Below are 22,201 nucleotides of genomic sequence, written 5' to 3' on the forward strand. Positions count from 1 at the left end.
TTCCCGGCTGACGGGGTCAGTGCTTCTCCGCCTCGGCCCACGACGGGCCAGTGGCGGTGTCGACCTCGAGCGGCACGGCCAGCTCGATCACCCCCGCCATGGCATCGACGAGCAGCTGGCGCAGCTGCTCGGCCTCGTCCGCCACCGTCTCGCAGACCAGCTCGTCGTGGACCTGGAGCAGCAGCTGGGACCGCAGGCCCGCGTCGCGCATGGCCGCCCGCACGTCGTTCATCGCGATCTTCATGATGTCCGCGGCGGTGCCCTGGATGGGGGCGTTGAGCGCCATCCGCTCGGCCATCTGCCGCCGTTGCCGGTTGTCGCTCATCAGGTCGGGCAGGTAGCGCCGCCGGCCGGTGAGGGTCTCGGTGTACCCGGTGCGACGCGCATCCTCCACCCCGCCGTAGAGGTAGTCGCGCACACCGGGGAAGCGCTCGAAGTACGCGTCCATCAGCTCCTGGGCCTCCTCCCGCGGGATGGTGAGCTGCTGGGCCAGCCCGTAGGCGCTGAGCCCGTACGCCAACCCGTAGGTCATCCCCTTGATCTTCGAGCGGAGGGTGTTGTCGACCGCGTCGGTGCTGATCCCGAAGACCATCGCCGCGGTGGTGGCGTGGATGTCCTCGCCGGAGGCGAACGCCGCGAGCAGGCCCTCGTCGCCGGAGAGGTGGGCCATCACCCGCAGCTCGATCTGGGAGTAGTCGGCGACCAGCAGGGCGTCGAAGCCGTCGCCGGGCACGAACGCGCGACGGATCTGACGTCCCAGCTCGGTCCGGATCGGGATGTTCTGCAGGTTCGGGTTCTGGCTGGACAGCCGGCCGGTGACCGCGACCGTCTGGTTGAACTCGGCGTGGACCCGCTGGCGGCGTCGGCCGCCGACCAGCGCGAGCAGCGGGTCGATGTAGGTGCCCTTGAGCTTCGAGTACTCCCGGTAGGCCAGGATCGCGGGGATGACCGGGTGCTCGTCGGTGATCTTGCCGAGCTCCGCGGCGTCGGTCGACCAGCCGGTCTTGATCCGCTTGGTCTTCTTCAGCTCGAGGTGCTCGAAGAGCAGCTGCTGCAGCTTCTTCGGCGAGTCGAGGAAGGCGAGGTCGACGAACTCGTCGAGGTCGCGCGGATCGGCGAGCAGCGCCGCCCGTGCGGTGTCCTGCGCCGAGTCGATCTGCTCGGCGAGCTGCGTGCCCAGCTCGTGGAGCACCTCGCCGTCCACGGTGATCCCGACGCGCTCGAGCTCTGCCAGCCCGGCGATGAGGGGGACCTCGATGGAGCGGAGCAGCTCGGCCTGGCCGCGCTGGGTGACCTCGGCGTCGAGGACCTCCGCCAGCTCGAACAGCGCCTGGGCCGACAGCGCCCGGCCGCGCCACTCGCCGCCGTCGTCGGCGTCGCCGACGAGCAGCCCGAGCTGGGCGGGACCGTCGGTGTCGGCGGCGGCGAGCTCGTCCTCGGTGGTGAGGGTCTTGTTCAGGTAGGCCAGGCTGAGCTGGTCGAGGTCGTAGGACCGGTCCTGGGGCTGGAGGATGTAGGCCCACAGCTCGGTGTCGATCGTGGGGGGCGCGACCTCACCCAGCTCGGCGCCGCGCGCGAAGTGGTGCAGCCGCTTGCCGTCGTGCACCCACAGCTGCAGGCCGGCGGCGCCGGTCACCACGTCGGCCAGCGCGGCGTGGTCGGCGTCGTGGAGGGTCGCCATCGACGCGGCGATCGGGTTCGCCCCGGCGGCGGCGAGGGCCACGGCGACCGGCTCGAGGTCGGGCAGCCGACCGGTGGCGAGGGGGACGACCGCCACGGGCTGGCCCGCCGGCACCCGGGCGATCCAGGCTGCGAGGTCGCCGGCGTCGGCGCGCTCGGGCTCGGTGTCGAAGCCCGATGCCGCCTGGGTCGCCTGGGCTCCGAGGACCGTCTCGTTCAGCCGGTCCCACAGCGAGCGGAACTCGAGGGTGGCGAACAGCTCGCGCACGCGATCGGCGTCGAGGTCCCCCATCCGCAGGTCCTCGATCGGACGGGGCAGCGGCAGGTCGCGGTGGACGGTGGTCACGGTCCGGCTGGCGTACACCGCGTCGCGGTGCTCGGCGAGCATGGCGGGGACCTTCTTGCCGCGCAGCGCGTCGAGGTTCGCGTAGATGCCGTCGAGGTCGCCCCACTCGACCAGCAGCTTCGCGGCGGTCTTGTCACCCACCCCCGGCACGCCGGGGATGTTGTCGCTGGGGTCACCGCGGAGGGCGGCCAGCATCGGGTAGGAGGCCGGCGGCACGCCGTAGCGCTCCTCCACCGCCGCGGCGTCCATCACGACGGTGTCGCTGATGCCCCGCCGGGTGTACAGCACCTTGACGTGCGGGTCCACGAGCTGGAACAGGTCCCGGTCGCCGGTCACGACGAGGACGTCCCAGCCCTCCGCCTTCGCCACCTCGGCGTAGCTGGCGATCAGGTCGTCGGCCTCCTGCCCCTCGAGGTCGACGCGCGGGATCGACATGGCGGCCAGCACCTCGTCGATCAGCGGCAGCTGGCTCTTGAACTCGTCCGGCGACGTGGTGCGGTTGGCCTTGTAGTCGGGCAGCAGCTCGGTGCGGGCAGCCGGCCGCCCCCGGTCGAACACCGCCGCGATCCCGTCGGGCGGGTGCTCGTCGAGCAGCTTGATGACCATCGACGTGAAACCGAACGCCGCGTTCGTGACCTGCCCGGTGGTCGTCCGCAGGTCGTCGGGCAGCGCGAAGAACGCCCGGTAGGCGAGGCTGTAGCCGTCCAGGAGCGCGAGCGTGGGGCGGGTCTCGTCGGGCATCGGCGCGATCCTATGCGGTCGCTGCGACAGCCCCTCCACCCCGACCGACTCGGGCGAGGCCGTCGCGGAAGGTGGCGACAGCCGTCTTACCCGCGTAGTAGGTTGATGCGCCCCCGAACCGAACCTCCAGGAGGAGTCTGAGGGATGACGACCAAGCTCAAGTGGGTGCGCCTCGTGGCGCTGATGGCGCTGCTCGCCATCGTCGCGGCGGCGTGCGCCGCCGACGACGGCGACGGCGACGAGGAGACCGAGGCGGCGGGCGCCGAGGAGACCGAGGCGCCGGCCGAGGAGACCGAAGCCGAGGAGACGGCCCCCACCGAGGAGGAGGCCACCGAGGAGGCGACCGCCGAGGACACCGAGGAGGCCGCGGCCTCCGGTGACGGCGAGGCGCTCCAGCTGGCCTACGTGCTGCCCGAGACCGGGCAGCTGGCCTTCCTCGGACCGCCGATCATCGCCGGGTTCGAGCTGGCGGTGGAGGACATCAACGCCGCCGGCGGCACCAACGGCGTGCCCGTCAAGTCCGACGGCGGTGACGAGGGCGACGGCGACGGCACGATCGCGAACCAGACGGTCGACCGGCTGCTGGCCGACGGCGTCGACGTGATCATGGGCGCGGCCTCGTCCGGCATCTCGCTGACCATCATCGACAAGGTGACCGGTGCGGGCGTCGTCCAGTGCTCGCCGTCGAACACCTCGCCGACCTTCACCAACTACGAGGACAACGGCCTGTACTTCCGCGCCGCCCCGACCGACGCCCTGCAGGGCCCGGTGCTGGCGGAGCAGATCGTCGCCGCCGGCGGCACCAACGTGGCCGTCCTCGCCCGCGCCGACGACTACGGCCAGGGCCTGCTCGACTCGACCGAGGCCGCGTTGACCGAGGCCGGCGCCTCCGTCGCCGTCGCCACCACCTACGACCCGATGGCCCAGAGCTTCGACGCCGAGGTCCAGCAGGTCGTGGACTCCGGCGCCGACGCGGTCGCCCTCATCTCCTTCGACGAGGGTGCGCGCATCCTGCAGACCATGATCGAGCGTGGTGTCGGCCCGGCCGACGTCATCGTCTTCGGCGCGGACGGCACGGCGTCCAACGACTTCCCCGAGGAGGTCGACCCGAACAACCCGGGGATCCTCCAGGGGATGCGGACCACCTCCCCCGCACCGGCCACCAACGAGGACTTCATCTCGACGCTGACCGAGTTCGCGCCGGACATCGCCGACACCCTGTTCGCGGCTGAGGGCTACGACTGCACCGTCGCCGCGGCGCTGGCCGCCGTGGCCGGTGGGGCGAACGACGCCCAGACCGTCGCCGACAACATGGTCGCCGTGACCACCGAGGGCACCAAGTGCACCGCCTACGCGGAGTGCCTGGAGCTGCTCGAGGGCGGCGAGGACATCGACTACGACGGCGTCTCCGGCCCGCTCGACTTCACCGACGCCGGTGAGCCGTCGCAGGGCAGCTACGCCGTGGGCGAGTTCAACGCCGAGGGCGATCTCGACACGATCGAGACCATCACCTCGACGCTGGACGGCTAGTCAGCCCAGCACCCCCGCACGAGGGCTTCGGACCACACGGTCCGGGGCCCTCGTCGCGTGTCAGCCTCCTGTGGGTCGGCTGACGCCGCCCCACCCGGTTCGAGAACGGAGGGTCAGGAGCGCCTGCTTGAGGACCGTGCGGTCGGCGACGCGGCTCTCGACGACGATCCCCTCGTCGGTCCGCCAGGCCGCGTGGGTCAGCGCGTCACCGGGCAGCACGACCCCGCTGAAGCGGGCCCCGAAGCCCGCGACCGCCGCTGCGTCGCCGTCGAGCAGCTGGTCGACGACGGCCTTCGCGGCCATCCCGAAGGTGCACATGCCGTGCAGGATCGGGCGCTCGAACCCCCCCGCCGCGGCGAACTCCGGGTCGACGTGGAGGGGGTTCGCGTCGCCGCACAGCCGGTACAGCAGGGCCTGCTGCTCGAGCGTCGGGCGGGTGATCTCCACGTCCGCGGGTCGCTTTGGGGCGCGGATCCGCGCCGGTGTGGGGCCGGGGTCCCCGCCGAACCCGCCCTCGCCCCGGATGTAGGCGGTCATCGTGTTCGTGGCGACGACCGCGCCGTCGACGGCGGTGGTCGTCTCGAACACCACCGCGGCGGCCTGGCGCTTGTCGTGCACCGCGACCGGTCGGCACGACGACGTCGAGGTCGCCGCGGTCGGCAACGGCGAGTGCAGGTCGAGGCGGTGCTCGCCGTGGACCAGCATGCGCAGGTCGACGTCGAGCCCCGGCAGCGCGGCGTAGTGGTGGATCGGCATGAACCCGATCACCGTCCCGAAGGTCGGCAGGGTCACGAGGTCCCGCTCGTAGGTCCACCGCAGCTCTCCGGGGTCGGTGGCCGGCACGCCGGCGCCGATGCCGAGGTGGTAGAGGATCACGTCCTCAGCCGTCCAGGACGAGTCCCAGGTGATGGGGTCCGCGGCGAGCAGGGCGTCGATGTCGATCGGCCTGCCCGTGGTCTCCCAGCCCCGGACGCGCCCCCGGACATGACGACGCCCCGGCCTCCTGTCGGCCGGGGCGCGTGGGGGTGCGGCTGGTCAGCTCTGCTTGGTCTTCTGGAAGATCTCGTCGATCTCGTCGATCATGCTGAGCAGCTTCTCGCCGGCGGCGGGGTCCATGGTCTTCTTCGCGTCGCCGGCCTGCTTGATGGCCCGCCAGAACAGGTCGTGGAGGTGGGGGAACTCCTCGACGTGCGGGGGCTTGAAGTAGTCGGTCCAGAGGACGGACAGGTGGTGCTTGACGAGCTCCGCCCGCTCCTCCTTGATGAGGATCGCCCGGTCGCGGAACACCGGGTCGTCGGAGTCCTGGTACTTCTGGGCGATCTTGTGCACCGACTCGGCCTCGATGCGGGCCTGCGCCGGGTCGTAGACCCCGCACATCAGGTCGCAGTGGGCGAGGGCGGTGTCGGCGGTGGTGAAGCGCTCGGTCAGGGTGAGCAGTCGTCGGAGCATGGGGTTCTCCTCGTGGTGGTGCGTGCAGTTCGCAGGGCTCAGACTCTAGCCACAGACCAGGGCAGCTAACCATCCGGAGGATCCACTCGACGTGCGCAGCACCGGTGTGGCGGGGACGGTCGTGGCTGCTCTGGCGGTCGCGACGGCCGTGGCGCTCGTCCGCACCCCGCGCGTCGCGGTGGAGGGGCCCAGCATGCTGCCGACGCTGCGCCCCCACGACCGGCTGGCCGTCCTGCCGCTCCCCCCGGTGGAGGGGCGCCTGGTCGTCCTGCGCGATCCCCGCGAGCCGTCGCGGACCATCGTGAAGCGGGTGGTCGCGGTGGCGGGCGGAGCGGTCGAGGTGGCCGGTGACAACCCGGATGCGAGCACCGACTCGCGGCACTTCGGTCCCGTGCCGGCCGGGCTGGTGCGCGGACGCCCGGTGTACCGCTACCACCCGCCGGCGACGGCCGGGTGGCTGTGGCGTGCGTGAGGGCGGCGCTTCAGGCGTGGCGGCGACGCCAGCGGGCGACGCCCTCGGTGATGCAGCGGTGGGTCGCGACGGCCAGGTCGTGGCCGATCGGCGTGGCGGTGCCGGCGAAGTCGCTCGGCGCGGCCTCCCGCGGGTGCACGCCGTGGTCCCCCGGCCCGGCGCAGGCGACCAGGACCGAGTCGGTGGCGGTCCCGGTGGCCGGCCCGTCGTGGTTTAGGGCAGGGATGCCGCACGCGGCCAGCGCCTGGGCCTTCGCCTCGGTCAGGGTCTGCACGGCGTTGACCAGACCGGCGTCGGTGAGGGGCCGGTCCAGCACCGCGGCGATGTTGATCGTGCCGAGAGCCTGCGGCGCGGGCCCGATCCACGGCGGGAGGTCGCCGGCGGCGGCGAGGGGAACCGACAACCCGACGGTGGCGATCACCCAGGCCCGTCCCTCGCGGACGTCGACGACGTCGCCGACCTCCGCCGCGGTCATGGTGGCCGCCACGGGGCCGGGGAGGCCGTCGGACTCGGCGAGCAGGTGGTCCACCGGGTCGGTGCGGGCGTAGTCCAGCGGCACCTGCAGGTTGAGCCACGACCGGACGGTGCCCACCCCTCCCCCGACGATGGTCGAGGCGACGCAGCGGCGCGGCGGGTCCAGCTGGAGCACCACCCGGTCGCCGGTGGCGCGGATCAGCCTCGACCGCTGGTGAGCCACTCCGCCGCCTGGGTCGCGAAGTACGTGAGGATGACGTCGGCACCGGCCCGCTTGATGCCGGTGAGGGTCTCGAGGATGACCTCGCGCTCGTCGAGCCACCCCGCCGCCGACGCGGCCTTCAGCATCAGGTACTCCCCCGAGACCTGGTAGGCGGCGACGGGCAGCGTCGACACCTCGGCGATGCGCCGGATCACGTCGAGGTAGGGACCGGCGGGCTTGACCATGACCGCGTCGGCGCCCTCGGCGACGTCGAGGTGGTACTCCCGCAACGCCTCGCGGGCGTTGCCGGGGTCCATCTGGTAGCCCTTCTTGTCCCCGTCCTTCGGCGCGGAGTCGAGCGCTCCGCGGAACGGCCCGTAGAACGCCGAGGCGTACTTGGCGGTGTAGGCCATGATCGACGTGGTCGTGAACCCCTCGCCGTCCAGCCCCGCCCGGATGGCCCCCACCCGCCCGTCCATCATGTCGCTGGGCGCGACCACGTCGGCGCCGGCCCGCGCGTGGGTCAGGGCCTGGCGGACGAGCACCTCGACGGTCTCGTCGTTCAGCACCCGGCCGTCGGGACCGACGATGCCGTCGTGGCCGGCGCTCGAGTAGGGGTCCAGGGCCACGTCGGTGACGACCAGCACGTCGGGGTGGGCGTCCTTGATCGCCGCGATGGCGCGGGGGACCAACCCGTCGGGGTTGGCCGCCTCCGCGCCGTCGGCGGACTTGTCGGCCTCCTCGACCTTGGGGAACAGCACGACGCCGCGGATGCCCAGCGCCGCGGCGCGGCCCACCTCGGCGACCAGGCCCGGGATGCTCCAGCGGGTGGTCCCCGGCATCGAGGTCAGGGGGACGTCGTCGGCGTCGTCGTGCAGGAAGACCGGCAGGAGCAGGTCGTCGGGGGTCAGCACCGTCTCGCGCACGAGGGCGCGGATCCCCGCGCTGTGACGGTTCCGGCGGGGACGTGCGGTCAGGTCCAGCGGGCGCATGCCCGCACGGTACCCGGCAGGCCGCCGCCCGGGCGGTGCGGGCTCAGACCAGCGCGGGGACGCCCAGGCCGTCGATCCGGGATCCGCGCCGCTCGGCGACCCGGGCCATCAGCGCGGTGCCGAGCTCGGCGACCAGGGACCGGTCGTGGGTGACCGCGAAGGCGAAGCGCCGGTCCATGTCCTCCCCGCCGCTGCCGAGGTCGCGGCCGACCAGGGCGGCTGCGTAGTGCGGGCTGATGACGACGACCGTCCACTCGTCCCGGAGCGGGTCGTCGTCGGGGATGTCAGCCCCCCGCACGCCCGCGGCCGGCTCGCTGTCCATCCCGGCGGCGAACGCGGCGACCAGGGAGCACTGGCTCGCGAGCAGCCCGTACTGCGCGGCCGATCGCCGGGTGAAGTGCCCCTGGTCCTGGAAGGTGCCGAAGACGAGGACCTCCGGCGCCTCGCGGAGCGCGCGGAGCTCGAGCTGCCGGGAGATCGGCAGCAGGGTCCGCTTGGCGGCCGTCCGGAACGTCAGCCGGGACGCCGCGATGTCGAACGGCGTCCGCCCACCCGCCGCGGGGCACGGACGTCCGGTCACGAGGGGACGGTCCGGGCGGTCGACGACGGCGGGCAGCGGCCCCGGGCGGCCGAACAGGTAGCCCTGGCCGAGGGTCGCACCTAGGACCAGCGCCCGCTCGCGGTGCACCTCGTCCTCGATGCCCTCGGCGACGACGGCCGCGCCGTGCTCCTCGACGTAGGCCTGGACCGCCAGGCCGACGGCGGCCTCGCCCGGACCCGCGCCGCGGTGGATCAGGCCCATGTCGAGCTTCACCACGTCGGGCCGGACCAGCGCCAGGGCCGCAACGCCCTCCGGGTGCTGCAGGCCGACGTCGTCGATGGCGAGCCCCCACCCGTGCTCGCGCAGGCGCTGGCCGAGCACGAGCAGGTCCGCCGGGCGTGCGAGCAGGTCGCGCTCGGTGACCTCGAACACGACCCGCATGTCGGCCGCCTGCTCGAGGACGGCCATCTGCGCGGGCTGCAGCGACTGGCCGAGCGACGCCCCCTCCACGTTCACGAACACCGGCACGTCGTGGCGGAGCCCGCCGCTGACCGCACCCTCGATGCCGCAGCGGACGCCGGCCCACTCGAGCTCGGCGGACACCCCGGCGGCCGCCGCAGCGGGGAACAGCGCCCCCGGCATCTCGAGCGGGGAGCCGACCGGGCCGCGCAGCAGGGCCTCGTAGGCCACCACGTCACCGGTCCCCAAGTCGACGATCGGCTGGTACGCCGAGCGGAGCCGACCGTCGGCGATCAGCCCGTCGATGTCGTCTGCGCATCCACTCCCCATGGCACCTCCCATCGGCACCGACCTACCCGACTTGACCGGAGAGATGCGACCGGGTCTCAACTCCGACCCGATGCGGCCGATCGGACCCCCACCCCGCCACACCGACAGAGGACACGACGATGGTTCGCACGCTGCTCGCCCAGCTGCCACGACAGGAGCTGGCACCTGCCGCGTTCGCGCGCCGCCACCGCCTGCTGACCTGGCTGCTCGGGCTCCACGTCCCGCTGCTGGCGGTGATGGGCTGGACCCAGTCGGTCCCCACCAGCCACCTGATGGCCGAGCTCGCCCTCGTCGTCGTGCTGTGGTCCGCGGGTGTCTGGCTGCCGGGCCAGCTCGCGCGGGCCAACGCGGTCGCCGCCGGGCTGCTCAGCTGCTCGGCCGTGCTGGTGCACTTCACCGACGGTCGCATCGACAGCCACTTCCACTTCTTCGTCATCCTGGCGTTCGTCGCGCTGTACCAGGACTGGCGGCCCTACGCGCTGGCGCTGCTCTTCGTCGTCGGCCACCACCTGACGATCAGCCTGGCCCTGCCCGAGGCGGTCTTCGAGACGATGGGCCCGGGCGACAACCCGCTGCCGACCGTCATCGTGCACGCGCTGTACGTCGTCGGGGCGGTCATCGCCCAGATGCTGCTGTGGCGGGTCGTCTCGGACGCCCAGGACGACGCCGAGGCGCAGGTCCGCGCGGTGATGACCGCCCGGCACCGCGACGCCCTCGCCGAGGAGCAGCAGCAGGCCGAGCGCCTGCGCGACCAGGCGGCCCTGGCGACCCAGCTCTCAGAGGAGCTGACCACGATCACGCGGGCGACCGAGCAGGTCCTCGCCCAGGTCGCCGAGGTGGACGCCGTCACGCGGTCCGTGCTGGCCCAGAGCGAGGCGGTGGAGGGCCACGCGGCAGCGGCCGTGGGCCGGGTCGGGGACCTCGACGAGGCGACGACGCAGGCCCGCGGGGCGATCGCCGACATCGAGCGGATCGCCGAGCAGACCGACCTGCTGGCGCTCAACGCCGGCATCGAGGCGGCCCGCGCCGGCGACGCAGGCCGCGGGTTCGCGGTGGTGGCCGACGAGGTCAAGGAGCTGGCCCGCGAGACCGCGTCCCTCACCGGCGAGGTCATCGGGAAGGTCGCCGTCGTCGACCGGGTCGCGACCGAGGTGTCGGCGTCGATGGACCAGGCGCTCAGCGCCCTCGACGCGGTCCGACAGGCCCAGCAGTCGCTCGTCGAGGCGGTCGCCCAGCAGCGGGCGGCCTGTGAGGACATCGGCGCGCTGGTCCGCCACGCCGAGCGGCTGCTCGACGTGCCCGTGGGATCAGCCGCGCCACTCCACGACGCCCCGCTGGTCAGCACCGGCTGAGCCCTCCGCGGTCGGCGGTGCCACCGGCGGCGACTCACGGCCATCGGCGTCGATCGCGTCGTCGCCGATCTCGTCGACCCCTGGTGCGTCGACCCCGCACCCGGCCAGGAGCAGGGCCGCGAGGAGGATGCCGACCACCCGCCGTCGGGCGTGCGGGCGGCCGCGCGCGTGCGCGCGCGTCGACGGTGGGGGTCGGTCCGGCATCCCGGCCACGGTACCCGCGGGCGGTCCACGACGACCGCGGACGGACGGGGCGCCGGGCAATACGCTCGTGGGCGATGGGCACGGACCTCGACAAGCTCGGCAAGCGCGCCGTCAAGGCGAAGGTGTCGACCATGCAGCGCCACGTGCTGGTCTGCACCTCGGGCGACTGCAAGCCGGGCAAGGACGTGGTCAAGCGGATCAAGCGAGGCATCGCCCTGGCGGGGCTCCGCGCGCAGGTGTCGACGGCCAAGACCAAGTGCATGGACATCTGCAAGGGCAAGGGGGCGATCGTCGTGGTCTACCCCGACGGCACCTGGTACGGCGGGGTCGACGAGGACCTGGCGGACCGGATCGTCGCCGAGCACCTCGTCGGGGGGCGACCCGTCGCGGAGGCCGTCTTCCTGCACAACCCCCTCACCACCGGGTAGGCCGGCCGCCGCGGCCACCCGCGTAGGTTTGGGTCCATGGCGCACCTCCGGATCCTGCTCGCCGTCACCGCCCTGCTCGTGCTGACCGCCATCCCGGCGTCGGCGCACACCGAGCTGGCCGAGACCGTCCCGGCCGAGGCCGAGGAGGTCGCCGACCCCCCGAGCGAGGTCCGGTTGACGTTCACCGCCGCGCTGCAGCCCGGCAGCACCCCGGAGGTGTCGGTCGTCGACCCGAACGGCGACGACCTCGTGGCCGCACCCCCCACCGTCGACGGGGTCGAGGTGATCGTCCCGCTCAACCTGGCGGTGACGCCCGGCGTGCACACCGTCGAGTGGGCGGTGACCGCGGTGGACGGCCATCCCCTGTCCGGGTCCTACGCCTTCGCGTTCACGCCGCCGGCCGACGTGGCGACGCCGCCGGTCCCGACCGCGACGACCACCGCCACCGCCACCCCGACCCCGACCGCCTCGGCGTCGACGCCCCCTGCCCCGTCGCCCTCCGAGGTCGACCTCGCCGCGGACGACGGCGGCGTCTCAGGCCTCTGGGTCGTCCTCGTCAGCGTCGCCGCCGTCGCCGCGGCCGGCGCGGTCGTCGTCACCCGCCTCCGCAACCCCGACCAGCACGGCTGAGGCCTCCGAGGGCTCCTCGTCCGGTGCGCCGTCGGCGCCGGCCACGGGCTCGGCGACCGGCTCGGGGCGGCCCTGCCACCAGCGGAGCAGCGCGATCCCGACCGCGATGACGCTCAGCGAGACGAGCGCGTTGCGCGACAGGCCGAGGACCCGCCACGTGGTGTCGGTGCGGATCAGCTCGAGGGTGAAGCGGATGACCCCGTAGCCGATCGCGTACACCGCCGCGAGGCCGCCCTTGCGCAGCCGACCGGTGCGCTCGATCCGGAGGATGACCGCCACGAGGAGCAGGTTGGCCAGCGACTCGTACAGGAACGTCGGGTGGAAGGTCTCGAACCCGGCGTACTCCGCCACGGGGTCCTCGATGCGCACCGCCCAGGGGAGGTCCGTCGGGGTCCCGTACAGCTCCTGGTTGAAGTAGTTGCCCCACCGGCCGATCGCCTGGGCCAGCGGCAGGGCCGGGGCCACCGCGTCGAGGAACGCGCGGAGGTCCCCGCCCCAGCGGGGCAGCAGGACGATCAGGGCGAGCAGGCCGAAGGTCAGGCCGCCGTACAGCGCGAGCCCGCCCTCCCAGATCTGGATGATCCCCAGGGGGTCGTCGAGGAACCGGTCGATCCGCGGCGCGACGTACGCCAGCCGGGCCCCGACGAAGGCGATGACGACCGCCCAGATCGTGACCCGGTCGGCCAGCTCCGCATCCCCGCCGACCCGCTCGTAGCGCCGTCGGGTCCACGCCGCCGCCACCAGCACGGCCGTGGCGATCAGGATCCCGTAGACGCGGACCTCGGTGAAGCCCAGGTCGAAGCCATCGACCGGAGGGGTCGGGAGGGTGGCGAGCATGCCGGACACCATAGCGCCCGGCTCGAGCTCAGCCCCCCTCGGTGGCGCCCATGTCCATCTCGCCCTCCGAGCCGCCCATGTCCATCGCCGGGGCGTCGCCGGCCTCCCGCTCGCGGACCTCGGAGGTGATCTCGACCTCACCGGCCTCCTCGAAGGTGAGCGTGATGGTGATCTCGTCACCGGCGGCGATCTCGTGGTCGGACCCGATCAGCATGACGTGCAGGCCGCCCGGCTCGAGGGTGACGGTCTCACCCGCGGGGATCGGGACCCCGTCGGTCTGCTCGACCATCTGGGCCGACCCGTCCTCGGTCACGGTGTCGTGGACCTGCACCGACTCGAACCCCTCCGCGGACGCGGACACCAGCACGTCGTCGGTGTCCCCCTCGTTGGTGATCTCGAAGTACGCCGCAGTCGTGTCGACGGCGGGGACGAAGCTGAACGGCTCGTCGATCGACACCTCGCCCCCACCGCCGCCACCGCCGCACCCGGCGGCGAGGACGGCCAGGAGGCCGATCAGGGTGGTGAGGGGACCTCGGATGCGCATCTAGAGCACGACTCCTTCGTCGACGAGCCTAGGCAGGTCCTGGGCGATGGCGGCGCCGTTGACCCCGAACGGGTAGGCGATCTGGGAGGACTCGCCCGTGAACGTGATGATGTTGATCGGGTGGGACGGCGGGAAGTCGCCGTCCTCTGCGATGGCCGAGGGGTGCAGCCCCATCCCGTCCATGACCCGGTTGATCTCCGCAGGTTCCCCGGTCAACCCGACGAAGGACTCGTCGAAGCTGTCGAGGTACTGACGCAGCAGGTCCTCGTCCCGCTCGGGGTCGACCGAGACGAAGACGACCTCGACCTCCTCGGCCACCGCCGGGTCCACCTCCCGCAGGGCGGTGGCGAGCGCCGCCATGTGGCCCGGGCAGATGTCGGGGCACGTCGTGTACCCGAAATAGAGGAACGTCACCGCGGCGTCGGCCGTCTCGGCCCGGAAGTCGTACGGCTCGCCGGAGGTGTCGGTCAGGGTGAAGTCCGGCTTGGGCACCGGTCGGTCGAGCACGGCGCCCTGGTAGCCGGTGACGTCGGGCTGGGGCACCAGCGTCTGCTGCAGCTGGCTGCCCGCCACCCGGTCCGCACCCGCGGCGGCCGGTGGTGCGTGGTCGTGCCCCGGGGTGTCGGTCTCGGCGACGGTCGGCCTGGCGGCGGTCAGGTCGCCGGCATCACCGCTGCCGCAGGCGGCGACCAGCAGCGCGAGGACGAGGACGAGGGGGCGGAGACGTGGACGCACGGGAGGAGGGTCCGCCCGGGGGCAGGGGTGGTTCCATGGCGGACCGGTCCCATGATGGCGAGGACCGGTTCACTCCGCCGGACCGGCCGGGCTCGCCCCCGGGCTCGTGTCCGCGGCCTCACCGGTCCGTCGGGACGCGGTGGCCGGTCATGCGGCCGATGCGGTCGGCGACGTCCCGAGCCAGGGCGAAGGAGGCGGCGGCGGCCTCGACGGAGACACCGGCGAGGCCGCACGTGGCGGTGACCACCGTGCGGGACGCCAGTTCGCGGACGTCGCCGGCCGCCGCCGCGACCGCGAGCCAGCCCGACGCGAGCGCCTCGCCCGCCGGCAGGTGGGCGGGGTGGGCGGCCGTGGGCACGAGTCCCGCCGCGAGCACCGCACCGTCCCGCCACCGTCGGGCGACCTCGCGGGGCAGCCGGTGCCCGCGACTGTGCAGGTCCAGGCTGAAGAGGGTCGCGGACGGCCCGAGCGGCAGATCCCCCCCGCCGGTGGCGCAGCTGTGCACCCCCGCGGTCGCGCCCGTCCGCGCGATGGCCGCGAGCACCACCTCGAGCGGCGGGTCCACCGGGTCCTCAACCCGGACGAGGCCGAGGACCGGCTCGTCGACGACGATCAGCACGGGCGGTCCATGGCTGCCCAGGACCTCTGCCTGCCAGGTGGCGCGCCGGGTGACCCGGTGCGTGATCGCCCGCACGAGCGCGGCGTCGGCCAGGGCGGGACCGTCCTCGACCTCGATCGCCCACGCGATGGTGGACGGGCCGGTGAGCTGCCCCTTGACCGCCCGCGCACGCGGCAGGTCGCCGCGGCGCAGGGCGCGGACGAAGGGCGCGAAGCCGGCTGCCTCGGCCGGGAGGATGGCCGGTTCGGCGTCGTGCAGCTGGTCCAGCAGCTCGTCCCGCGCGCCCGGGGCGATGCGCAGGCGCCCCCCCTCCCTCGCGACGAGGAGGTCGTCGACCACGCCGAGCGTCTGGCGGATCATCCCCTCCGCGGGGCTGCGCACCGGCAGCTGCGGCCAGAACGGCACCTCGGGGCAGTGGGCGGCCACGAAGTCGATCGCATGCCCGGGATCGCCAATGGGGAGGGACCCGACGCCGGTGACCCAAGGCGCGGCGGGTGGGAGCGGATCACCCCGCACGCCTCACCGCCCCGGTCGTGCCCACCGGCGAACCAGCTGTCGAGCGCAGCAGGTGCATGTGTCGGGTGGCGACCTCGGCCGCCTGCCTCCTCCCCGTCCGTCGCGGATGGGCGACGCTAGACACGTCGGAGCACCACACGCAAGCACCGGCCGGGGGCCACGCCGCGTCAGCCCGTCGCGTCGCTCGCGAGCTCGCGTCGGTCTGATGTCCTGAGGGGCCGGAAGAGGAGCTGGAGCTCGCCGTCGAACGTGGTCCGGCGGACGCCGATGCCGTAGACGGGCTGGAGCACCTCTGGCGACAGCACGTTCTCGGGCGCGCCGCTGGCGGCCACGCGTCCGCGGTCGAGCAGCACCACGTGGTCGCAGTAGCGGGCCGCGAGGTTGAGGTCGTGCAACACGATGACGGTCGTCCCGCCGAGCCGCGTGATGAGATCGAGGATCTCGTGCTGGTAGCGGATGTCGAGGTGGTTCGTGGGCTCGTCGAGGAGCAGGTGGTCGGCCTGCTGGGCCAGCGCCCGCGCGATCAGGACGCGCTGGCGCTCCCCCCCGGAGAGGCTGGCGAAGGTCCGGTCGGCGAGCGGCCGCACCCCGACCCGTCGGAGGGCCGCCGCGGCGATGCGGTGGTCGTCGCGGTCCGGGCGCTGGAAGTCCGAGAGGTGCGGAGACCGACCGAGCAGGACCGTCTCGGCGACCGTCAGCGGCAGGTCGCCGGGGGCCTCCTGCACCACCACGGCCATCCGGCTGGCGATGTCGCGGGGGCGCAGGTCGGCGAGGGCGTGACCGTCGACGGCCACCGATCCCCCCGCCGGGCGGAGCACGCCGTACAGCAGGCGCAGCAGGGTGGTCTTGCCGCTGCCGTTGGGACCGATCAACCCGGTGACGGCCCCGTCAGGGGCGTGGAGGTCGACGTCCTGGAGCGCCGGCGTCCCGCCGTAGGCGTGCTGCAGACCGGACGCGGTGATCATCCGCCCTCGCCGAGGACCAGGGTCTCCACGATCCGCTCGAGCCCATCGACGATGAGCGGGCTGAGGTACTCGCTGAAGCTGAACAGCTGGGCCATCACCGCCCCGTCGCGGACCGCGGTGATGCCGTCGGCGCCCGGGAGCTGGACCACGGCGTCCTCCACCGGGCCGGGCCCCCCATCGACGTGGAGCAGCAGGAGCACGTCGGGGTCGCGGGCGATCAGCTCCTCAGCGGTCACCTCGAAGACCCGTTCGTCGGTGTCGCCGAAGACGTTCGTGAAGCCCGCGGACTCGATCTGGCGGTGCGACATGCTGAGGGTGCCGTACGCGTAGGTCGTCCCTCCCCCGACCGTCGGGTAGAGGATCGCCGCAGTCCGCTCCTCGCCGGCCTCGGAGGCCATCGCCTCAGCGGCGGCGATCCGGTCCTGCAGCTCCCCGACCACCTCACGGGCTCGATCCTCCACGCCGAACAGGCTCCCGTACGCGTCGACGTAGTCGTAGATCGCGTCGTAGGAGACCTCCTCGATGCCCTCGGGGCAGTTCGCGGGCTGGTCCAGGACGGTGATGCCCTGGTCCTCGAGACCGTCGCGGTCGATCCCGTCGGGGACGCCGACGACGAGGTCCGGGTCGGTTGCCAGGATCGCCTCCTGGGAGATCTGCAGGTGCCCCGACTCGTCGAGGTCCTCGCCGAGGGACTCCGCGGCGTCGACGGCGGCTTGGCCCTCGGCGTCGAAGTACACGTCGGGGAACGCACCGGCGCGCGCCACGACGCGGTCGGCGACGCCCAGGTCGACCATCAGCGCGAACGTCTCGGCACGGGCCAGCACGACGACCCGTCCGGGCGGCGACGCGAACTCGACCTGCTCGCCGCAGTTCTCGATGCTGACCGGTCCAGTCGCCGCCCCGGCGCCGTCGGTGGCGGGGTCGGACGCCCCGCCGTCCCCGCCGCAGGCGGCGAGGAGCGCGAGGACGCCGACGAGGAGGGTCCAGGCCGAGGACGGGCGCGGGGTGGACGGGCGATGGGGAGCTGGCATGCGGGTCTCCGGGTTCAGGTGGCGGCCGCGTGCAAGCGGCGGACGAGGACGAGCAGGAAGGGGGCTCCGACGAGGGCGGTGATGATCCCGATCGGCAGCTCGCGGGGTGCGAGGGCAGTTCGGGCGACGACATCCGCGACGGTCAGGAACGTCGCGCCGAGGAGGGCGGCGACCGGGATGACCCGCTGGTGCGCGCCACCCACCAGCCGGCGGGCCAGGTGGGGGATGACCAGGCCGACGAAGCCGATCCCCCCCGACGCGGCGACGACGACGCCGATGCAGAGGGCGACGAGCACCAGCAGCCGGACGCGGAAGCGCGCGGGGTCGATGCCGAGCACGTGGGCGGTCTCGTCCCCGATCGCGAGCGCGTCGAGCCGTGGCCCCCAGGTCGTCAGCAGGGCCGCGGTGGCCGCGACCACACCGACGGTGGCCGCGAGGGCGAGGGACCAGTCCGCGAGACCGAGGAAGCCCAGGAGCCAGAACAGCACCGATCGTGCGCCCTCGGCGGAGGAGGCCGCGAAGATCAGGAAGCTCGTGGCCGCGTACAGCGCGTATCCGACGGCCACACCCGACAGCAGCAGCCGGAGGGACGTCACGCGGCCACCGATGCGGGCGATGAGGTACACGCCGACGGAGGCGGCCAGGGCCCCGAGGAACGCGCTGGCGGACAGGGCGTGCTCGCCGAGCGCCGCCCCGACGCCGAAGAGGATCGCCGCCGCCGCACCCGTCGACGCGCCGGACGTGACCCCGAGGAGGTAGGGGTCGGCCAGCATGTTGCGGACCATCGCCTGGAGCGCCGCACCCGTGACCGCCAGGCCGGCACCGACGGCGGCGCCGAGGAGCACCCTCGGCAGGCGGACGTCCCAGACGATCGCGTCCTCGGGGGCGGTCCAGGTCACGACCTCGGGGATCCCGACCAGGTGGTGGCCGATGATGCGCGCCACGACGGCTGGCGCGACCGCGACCGCGCCGATCCCCACCCCGAGCACGACGATCACGCCGAGCAGGACCGACAGGCCGAGGGTCCACCGCAGCGTGCGCCGCCGTGCGCGACCGTGGCCCAGGTCGTCGTCGGGGACCAGGTCGTCGTCCGGGACCACGTCGTCACCACTGACGTCCCCGCTGAGCACGTCGTCGAGCGCGGCAGGGTCGGCCATCCGATCGTCATCGAGTGGGGTCAGGTCCATGCCGGACTCCGTCAGGCGGCGTGCGCGGAGCGGGCGGTCATGACGTGCAGCAGGCGCTGGCCCCGGTAGGCGTCGCGGCCGTGGACCACCCGGTAGTTGTCGACGCACAGCAGGTCCCCCTCGCCCAGGAGGAACCGGGGCGCGGCGGCGAAGGCCGCTCCGACGACGTCCAGCCACTCGTCAAGCTGCGCCGCCTGGGTGTCGCGGTCCGGGTGGCGCGGCAGCGGCGTGGCCAGGTCCGAGACCGTCACGATCCGCCGACCGGCCCGCGTGTGCTCCACGGTCCGACCGACGAAGGGGTGCTCGTTGGCGCCGCGCTGGCGACCGTCGTAGCCGCCCAGGTAGTCGAGGTCCACGTCGGTCAGGAACGCGCCCAGCGCCGGCCGGGTCACCTGCACCTCGTCGACCAGCGCATAGCCGTCGAGCAGCACCGAGTGCCCACCCTCGGGCGCGGGCACCGCGCAGAGCTGCAGCAGCACGTCGTCATCGGGCACCCGCCAGGACATCGCACCCGAGCGGGTGCGGTACGTGACGGTCGCCCCGTCGGTGTGCGGGCCGAGCACGCCGTCGCCGTCGCCCTCGGCGCGGCGCACCGGCTCGACCCTGCGGAGGTCCGTGCCGAGCAGGCGGGCGGCGGCGTGCACCAGCGACGCGGGCTCGGTCGGGCAGCCCTCGACGATCGCCGCCCCGTCGCGCCGCAGGATCTCGGCGGCCACCGACCACTCGCTCGTCCGCTCGGGCACGATGCCCGTGTCCGCGCCGTCGGCAGCGTGGACGTCCGAGGTCATCACCTCCGGAGTGGCGGGCGTCATGAGGACCGGGCCACGACGGCGAAGGGGCAGCCGGACCCGAGCACGCGTAGTCGCCGTGGTGGTCCGGCGCGTCCCCACGTGCCCTCGAGAGCAGCGACCGGCCTCGGTTCAGCAGCGCTTGGCCGGGATCGGCGTCGCCCCACAGGCTCTCGAGCAGCACCAGGACGCCATGGGGTGCTGCGGCCCGCCAGGCGCGGAGGGCCGCGGCTGGATCGGGCATCGTCCACAACACGTGGCGTTCGACCACGGCGTCGAAGGGGCCGGACGGGGGTTCGTCCGCCCGCCCCTCGACGACCTCGATGTCCGCACCCGCCTCGGCGGCCCGCGCACGGAGTCGGTCGAGCATCCTCGGTGAGAGGTCGACGGCGGTGACGTGGTGGCCGAGCGAGGCGGCGAGCAGCGACACGAAGCCGGTGCCCGCACCCACGTCGAGCACGCGGGCGGGTGCTGTGGGCAGGAACCGGTCGAGCGCACCGGACCAGGCGGCGCGCTCGGCGGCATCGGCGTGGCCGTGGCGGCGACCGCGGTCGTAGGTAGCGGCGTCGACGTCCACGCGGCCGAGTTGAACCCCGCGGTGCCATTGGCTAACGTCCACGACGTCGTGCGCACCGCGCACGATCGCTCCGCCACTGGGGGAAGCCGGTCAGATGCCGGCGCTGACCCGCAGCCGTGGGCATCCGGGTGACCGGGTGCGAGCCGGAAGACCCGGGTGGAGCGGCGAGACCCTCCACCGTCGTGGTCTGCGGCCGGAGCTCACAGCCGGTGCTGCCCACCTGGGGCGGCCGGCGGTCGGGCCCGCCGGGACCCACCCCCCAAGGATCCCCGATGCAGGACCGCCCCCCGGCACCCACACCCCGCCGTCTCCTCGCCCTCCTCATGGGCGCCGTGCTCCTACTCGCCCTCGCGCCCGCCGCGGGTGCGACGACCGCGCGGGCCGGCTGGCAGCAGGCCGACCTCGACGCCGCGGAGGCTGCCGCCGGCGACTGGCTCGTCGGGCAGTACGAGGGCGGGGCCGTGACCGGCGGAGGCGCGCTCGCCGACCTGATCTTCGCCCTGACCGGCGCGGAGGCGGCACCCCCGACCGTCGACGCGGCCGCGGCCGACCTCGAGGCCGCGGTCACCGCCTACGTCGACGCGGGCGGTGAGGACGAGGGCACGCTGGCCAAGGCCCTCCTCGCCGTGGAGGTCGCCGGCGGGGACGGCGGCGACGTCGGCGGCACCGACCTCGAGGCCGCGCTGCGCGACCTCGAGCAGGCCGACGGGGCCGATGCCGGCCGGATCGCGGACGCCTCGGTCTTCACCCAGTCCCTGGCCGTCATGGCGCTGGCCACCACCGATGGCGGTGCCCCCGCCACGACGGTCGAGTGGCTCGCGGCACAGGCCTGCCCGGAGGGCGGCTTCCCGTTCGGGCCCGTCCCCGACACGGCGTCCTCGTGCGAGGCCGGTGGCACCGACGTCGACGACGCGGACGTCGACACCACCGCCGTGGCCGTCCAGGCGCTGGGCGTCGACCCGGCTGGCGAGGCCGCCCGCGAGGCGTCCGTCGCCTGGCTCCTCGACCAGCAGGCCGACGACGGCAGCCTGGCCGGGAACGCCAACTCGACCGGGCTCGCCGCCCAGGCCCTGCGCGCAGCCGGGCAGGCCGGAGCCGCCGACGACGCGGCCGCCTACGTCGCGGGCCTGCAGATCCCCGCCGGCGAGGACGACGCGGGGGCCATCCGCTTCCGCGGCGACGCGGACGGATCGCTGTTCCTCGCCACCAGCCAGGGCATCCTCGCCTTCGGCGCGCCGGCGTTCTGGGCCATGGCCCCCGCACCGGCACCCGACCCGGTCGGCGCCCCCTGCGAGCCCGGCGCCGGCGTCACCGTCTTCGTCGACCTGACCGCCTTCGACGCGGGCGTCCGGCAGGGCTGCGCCGAGGAGGACCCCGCCGACGGCCTGGCGGCGCTCGAGGCCGCGGGCTTCGAGATCATCACCCAGGACACCGACTTCGGGCCCTACGTCTGCGCGATCGACGGCTTCCCGGAGCTGGCCTGCGACCAGCCCTTCGAGGGCAGCTTCTGGTCCTACTTCGCCGGGGCCGCCGACGGCACCTGGACCACCCGGCAGGTCGGGGCCCGCGACACCGACCCCCCCCCCGGCGAGGTGGAGGGGTGGGCCTACAGCGACGGAAGCCCCCCGACGGTCCCCGCGCCGGCTCCGACGCTGCCGGCGTCGGTCACCCGCCTGGCCGGTGACACCCGCCTCGCGACCGCCATCGCCATCAGCCGCGCCAGCACCCCCGACGGCGGGGCCGGCGGCGTGGTCCTGGCCCGCGCCGACGAGTTCGCGGACGCCCTCGCCGGCACCCCGCTCGCCGTGGCCGTCGACGGTCCGCTGCTGCTGACCCCGTCCGACGCGCTGGCCGCCGACGTCGCCGCGGAGATCCAGCGCGTGCTGCCCCCGGGCGGCCGCGTGGACGTCCTCGGCGGGTCCGCGGCCATCGACGAGGCGGTCGTGCAGCAGGTGGCGGACCTCGGCTACGACGTCCAGCGCCGGGCCGGCGCGGACCGCGTCACGACCGCGATAGCCGTCGCCGAGGCGCTGGGCGACCCCTCCACCCTGCTCATCACCACCGGGTTCGCGTTCCCCGACGCCCTCGCCGCGGGCACGGCCGCCGCCGTCACCGGTGACGGGGCCGTCCTGCTGACCGGCGACGGGACGCCGCACCCGGCGGTCACCGAGTACCTGGCCGCGAACCCCGACGCCACCGCCTACGCCGTCGGCGGGCCGGCCGCCACCGCGCACCCGGAGGCGACCCCTGTGGTCGGCGCCTCGCGCGAGGAGACGTCAGTGGCCGTCGCCCGGACGTTCTTCGACCAGCCGGGCGCCGTGGGCATCGCCCGCAGCGACGCCTTCGCAGACGCCCTGGCGGGCGGCGCGCACCTGGCAAGCCTGGGCGCGCCGCTGCTGCTGACCCCGACCGGCACGCTGGCGCCGGCGGTCGGTGACTACCTGTGCACCACCGGGTCCCTCGACGCCGCGGTGCTCCTGGGCGGTGAGGCGGCGGTCACGACCGGCGTCGGCGCGCAGGCCGGCGCGTCGCTCGACGGGTGCGAGGTGGGCGAGCCCGCGTGACATCCCAG

General features: G+C 74.0%; 21 protein-coding genes, 1 pseudogene and 1 riboswitch. Of the genes and pseudogenes, 6 read left to right on the top strand and 16 right to left on the bottom strand.

Annotated features, from left to right (window positions below):
- Window positions 1–16: 16 nt before the first annotated feature.
- Window positions 17–2,767 (bottom strand): DNA polymerase I, encoded by a 2,751-nt coding sequence (polA, locus tag ACEQ2X_RS24100; protein WP_370328438.1) that lies wholly within the window; start codon window positions 2,765–2,767, stop codon window positions 17–19.
- A gap of 144 nt (window positions 2,768–2,911) precedes the next feature.
- On the opposite strand from polA, the gene ACEQ2X_RS24105 reads away from it, so the two are divergent.
- Window positions 2,912–4,297, top strand: a complete 1,386-nt coding sequence (locus ACEQ2X_RS24105; protein WP_370328439.1) for an ABC transporter substrate-binding protein — start codon at window positions 2,912–2,914, stop codon at window positions 4,295–4,297.
- 60 nt (window positions 4,298–4,357) lie between these two features.
- Here the strand turns inward: ACEQ2X_RS24105 and ACEQ2X_RS24110 are convergent, their stop codons facing one another.
- Together ACEQ2X_RS24110 and sodN are read right to left on the bottom strand one after the other, a co-directional pair.
- Window positions 4,358–5,239, bottom strand: coding sequence for a MaoC/PaaZ C-terminal domain-containing protein (locus ACEQ2X_RS24110; RefSeq protein WP_372530589.1), 882 nt, complete (start codon window positions 5,237–5,239; stop codon window positions 4,358–4,360).
- A 93-nt stretch (window positions 5,240–5,332) separates the two neighbouring features.
- On the bottom strand, window positions 5,333–5,746 hold the full coding sequence (sodN, locus tag ACEQ2X_RS24115) for a superoxide dismutase, Ni (RefSeq protein ID WP_370328441.1): 414 nt from the start codon (window positions 5,744–5,746) through the stop codon (window positions 5,333–5,335).
- Window positions 5,747–5,837: 91 nt separating this feature from the next.
- On the opposite strand from sodN, the gene sodX reads away from it, so the two are divergent.
- Window positions 5,838–6,218 carry a nickel-type superoxide dismutase maturation protease gene (gene sodX / locus ACEQ2X_RS24120; RefSeq protein WP_370328442.1) on the top strand — a complete coding sequence of 127 codons (381 nt, stop codon included), beginning with the start codon at window positions 5,838–5,840 and terminating at the stop codon, window positions 6,216–6,218.
- A gap of 10 nt (window positions 6,219–6,228) precedes the next feature.
- On the opposite strand, the gene ACEQ2X_RS24125 is transcribed toward sodX, so the two are convergent.
- Genes ACEQ2X_RS24125 through ACEQ2X_RS24135 form a run of 3 tightly spaced genes read right to left on the bottom strand, consistent with a single transcriptional unit; the run spans window position 6,229 to window position 9,216 of the window.
- Entirely contained in the window at window positions 6,229–6,915 is a 687-nt protein-coding gene (locus ACEQ2X_RS24125) for an adenosylcobinamide amidohydrolase (RefSeq protein WP_370328444.1), read from the bottom strand.
- Entirely contained in the window at window positions 6,891–7,886 is a 996-nt protein-coding gene (gene hemB / locus ACEQ2X_RS24130) for a porphobilinogen synthase (RefSeq protein ID WP_370328445.1), read from the bottom strand. The genes ACEQ2X_RS24125 and hemB overlap by 25 nt, the downstream gene beginning before the upstream one ends.
- A gap of 43 nt (window positions 7,887–7,929) precedes the next feature.
- Window positions 7,930–9,216 carry an EAL domain-containing protein gene (locus ACEQ2X_RS24135; RefSeq protein ID WP_370328446.1) on the bottom strand — a complete coding sequence of 429 codons (1,287 nt, stop codon included), beginning with the start codon at window positions 9,214–9,216 and terminating at the stop codon, window positions 7,930–7,932.
- A gap of 119 nt (window positions 9,217–9,335) precedes the next feature.
- Here ACEQ2X_RS24135 and ACEQ2X_RS24140 point away from each other — a divergent pair, with 119 nt between their 5' ends.
- Window positions 9,336–10,568 carry a methyl-accepting chemotaxis protein gene (locus ACEQ2X_RS24140; RefSeq protein WP_370328447.1) on the top strand — a complete coding sequence of 411 codons (1,233 nt, stop codon included), beginning with the start codon at window positions 9,336–9,338 and terminating at the stop codon, window positions 10,566–10,568.
- Here the strand turns inward: ACEQ2X_RS24140 and ACEQ2X_RS24145 are convergent.
- Window positions 10,524–10,772, bottom strand: a complete 249-nt coding sequence (locus tag ACEQ2X_RS24145) for a hypothetical protein (RefSeq protein WP_370328448.1) — start codon at window positions 10,770–10,772, stop codon at window positions 10,524–10,526. The genes ACEQ2X_RS24140 and ACEQ2X_RS24145 overlap by 45 nt on opposite strands.
- A 74-nt stretch (window positions 10,773–10,846) precedes the next feature.
- On the opposite strand from ACEQ2X_RS24145, the gene ACEQ2X_RS24150 reads away from it, so the two are divergent.
- Window positions 10,847–11,200, top strand: coding sequence for a ferredoxin (locus ACEQ2X_RS24150; RefSeq protein ID WP_370328449.1), 354 nt, complete (start codon window positions 10,847–10,849; stop codon window positions 11,198–11,200).
- A 36-nt stretch (window positions 11,201–11,236) separates the two neighbouring features.
- Window positions 11,237–11,830 (top strand): copper resistance protein CopC, encoded by a 594-nt coding sequence (locus ACEQ2X_RS24155; protein ID WP_370328450.1) that lies wholly within the window; start codon window positions 11,237–11,239, stop codon window positions 11,828–11,830.
- Here the strand turns inward: ACEQ2X_RS24155 and lgt are convergent.
- The 9 genes and pseudogenes from lgt to ACEQ2X_RS24200 form a co-directional block, all read right to left on the bottom strand.
- Window positions 11,735–12,667 (bottom strand): prolipoprotein diacylglyceryl transferase, encoded by a 933-nt coding sequence (gene lgt / locus ACEQ2X_RS24160; protein ID WP_370328451.1) that lies wholly within the window; start codon window positions 12,665–12,667, stop codon window positions 11,735–11,737. The two genes, ACEQ2X_RS24155 and lgt, sit on opposite strands and share 96 nt — an antisense overlap.
- 28 nt (window positions 12,668–12,695) lie before the next feature.
- Complete coding sequence (locus ACEQ2X_RS24165) at window positions 12,696–13,211, bottom strand: copper chaperone PCu(A)C (protein WP_370328452.1); 516 nt, start codon at window positions 13,209–13,211, stop codon at window positions 12,696–12,698.
- A complete protein-coding gene (locus ACEQ2X_RS24170; protein ID WP_370328453.1) occupies window positions 13,212–13,946 on the bottom strand; it encodes an SCO family protein in 735 nt (244 codons plus the stop codon).
- Window positions 13,947–14,064: 118 nt separating this feature from the next.
- Window positions 14,065–14,991, bottom strand: coding sequence for a hypothetical protein (locus ACEQ2X_RS24175; protein WP_370328455.1), 927 nt, complete (start codon window positions 14,989–14,991; stop codon window positions 14,065–14,067).
- 257 nt (window positions 14,992–15,248) lie between these two features.
- Window positions 15,249–16,046, bottom strand: a complete 798-nt coding sequence (locus ACEQ2X_RS24180) for an ABC transporter ATP-binding protein (RefSeq protein ID WP_370328456.1) — start codon at window positions 16,044–16,046, stop codon at window positions 15,249–15,251.
- Window positions 16,043–17,077, bottom strand: a complete 1,035-nt coding sequence (locus ACEQ2X_RS24185; RefSeq protein ID WP_370328457.1) for an ABC transporter substrate-binding protein — start codon at window positions 17,075–17,077, stop codon at window positions 16,043–16,045. The genes ACEQ2X_RS24180 and ACEQ2X_RS24185 overlap by 4 nt, the downstream gene beginning before the upstream one ends.
- A gap of 14 nt (window positions 17,078–17,091) precedes the next feature.
- Window positions 17,092–18,264, bottom strand: a complete 1,173-nt coding sequence (locus ACEQ2X_RS24190; protein WP_370328458.1) for a FecCD family ABC transporter permease — start codon at window positions 18,262–18,264, stop codon at window positions 17,092–17,094.
- 11 nt (window positions 18,265–18,275) lie between these two features.
- Window positions 18,276–19,052, bottom strand: a complete 777-nt coding sequence (locus ACEQ2X_RS24195) for a TauD/TfdA family dioxygenase (RefSeq protein ID WP_370328460.1) — start codon at window positions 19,050–19,052, stop codon at window positions 18,276–18,278.
- A 178-nt stretch (window positions 19,053–19,230) separates the two neighbouring features.
- Window positions 19,231–19,692, bottom strand: a pseudogene (locus ACEQ2X_RS24200) (class I SAM-dependent methyltransferase); the annotation flags it as partial.
- 16 nt (window positions 19,693–19,708) lie between these two features.
- A riboswitch (cobalamin riboswitch) is annotated at window positions 19,709–19,783 on the top strand.
- Window positions 19,784–19,901: 118 nt separating this feature from the next.
- Here ACEQ2X_RS24200 and ACEQ2X_RS24205 point away from each other — a divergent pair.
- Window positions 19,902–22,193 (top strand): cell wall-binding repeat-containing protein, encoded by a 2,292-nt coding sequence (locus ACEQ2X_RS24205; RefSeq protein WP_370328462.1) that lies wholly within the window; start codon window positions 19,902–19,904, stop codon window positions 22,191–22,193.
- The last annotated feature ends 8 nt before the right edge of the window (window positions 22,194–22,201 follow it).

The organism is Euzebya sp. (assembly GCF_964222135.1).
Taxonomy (GTDB): Bacteria; Actinomycetota; Nitriliruptoria; order Euzebyales; family Euzebyaceae; genus Euzebya.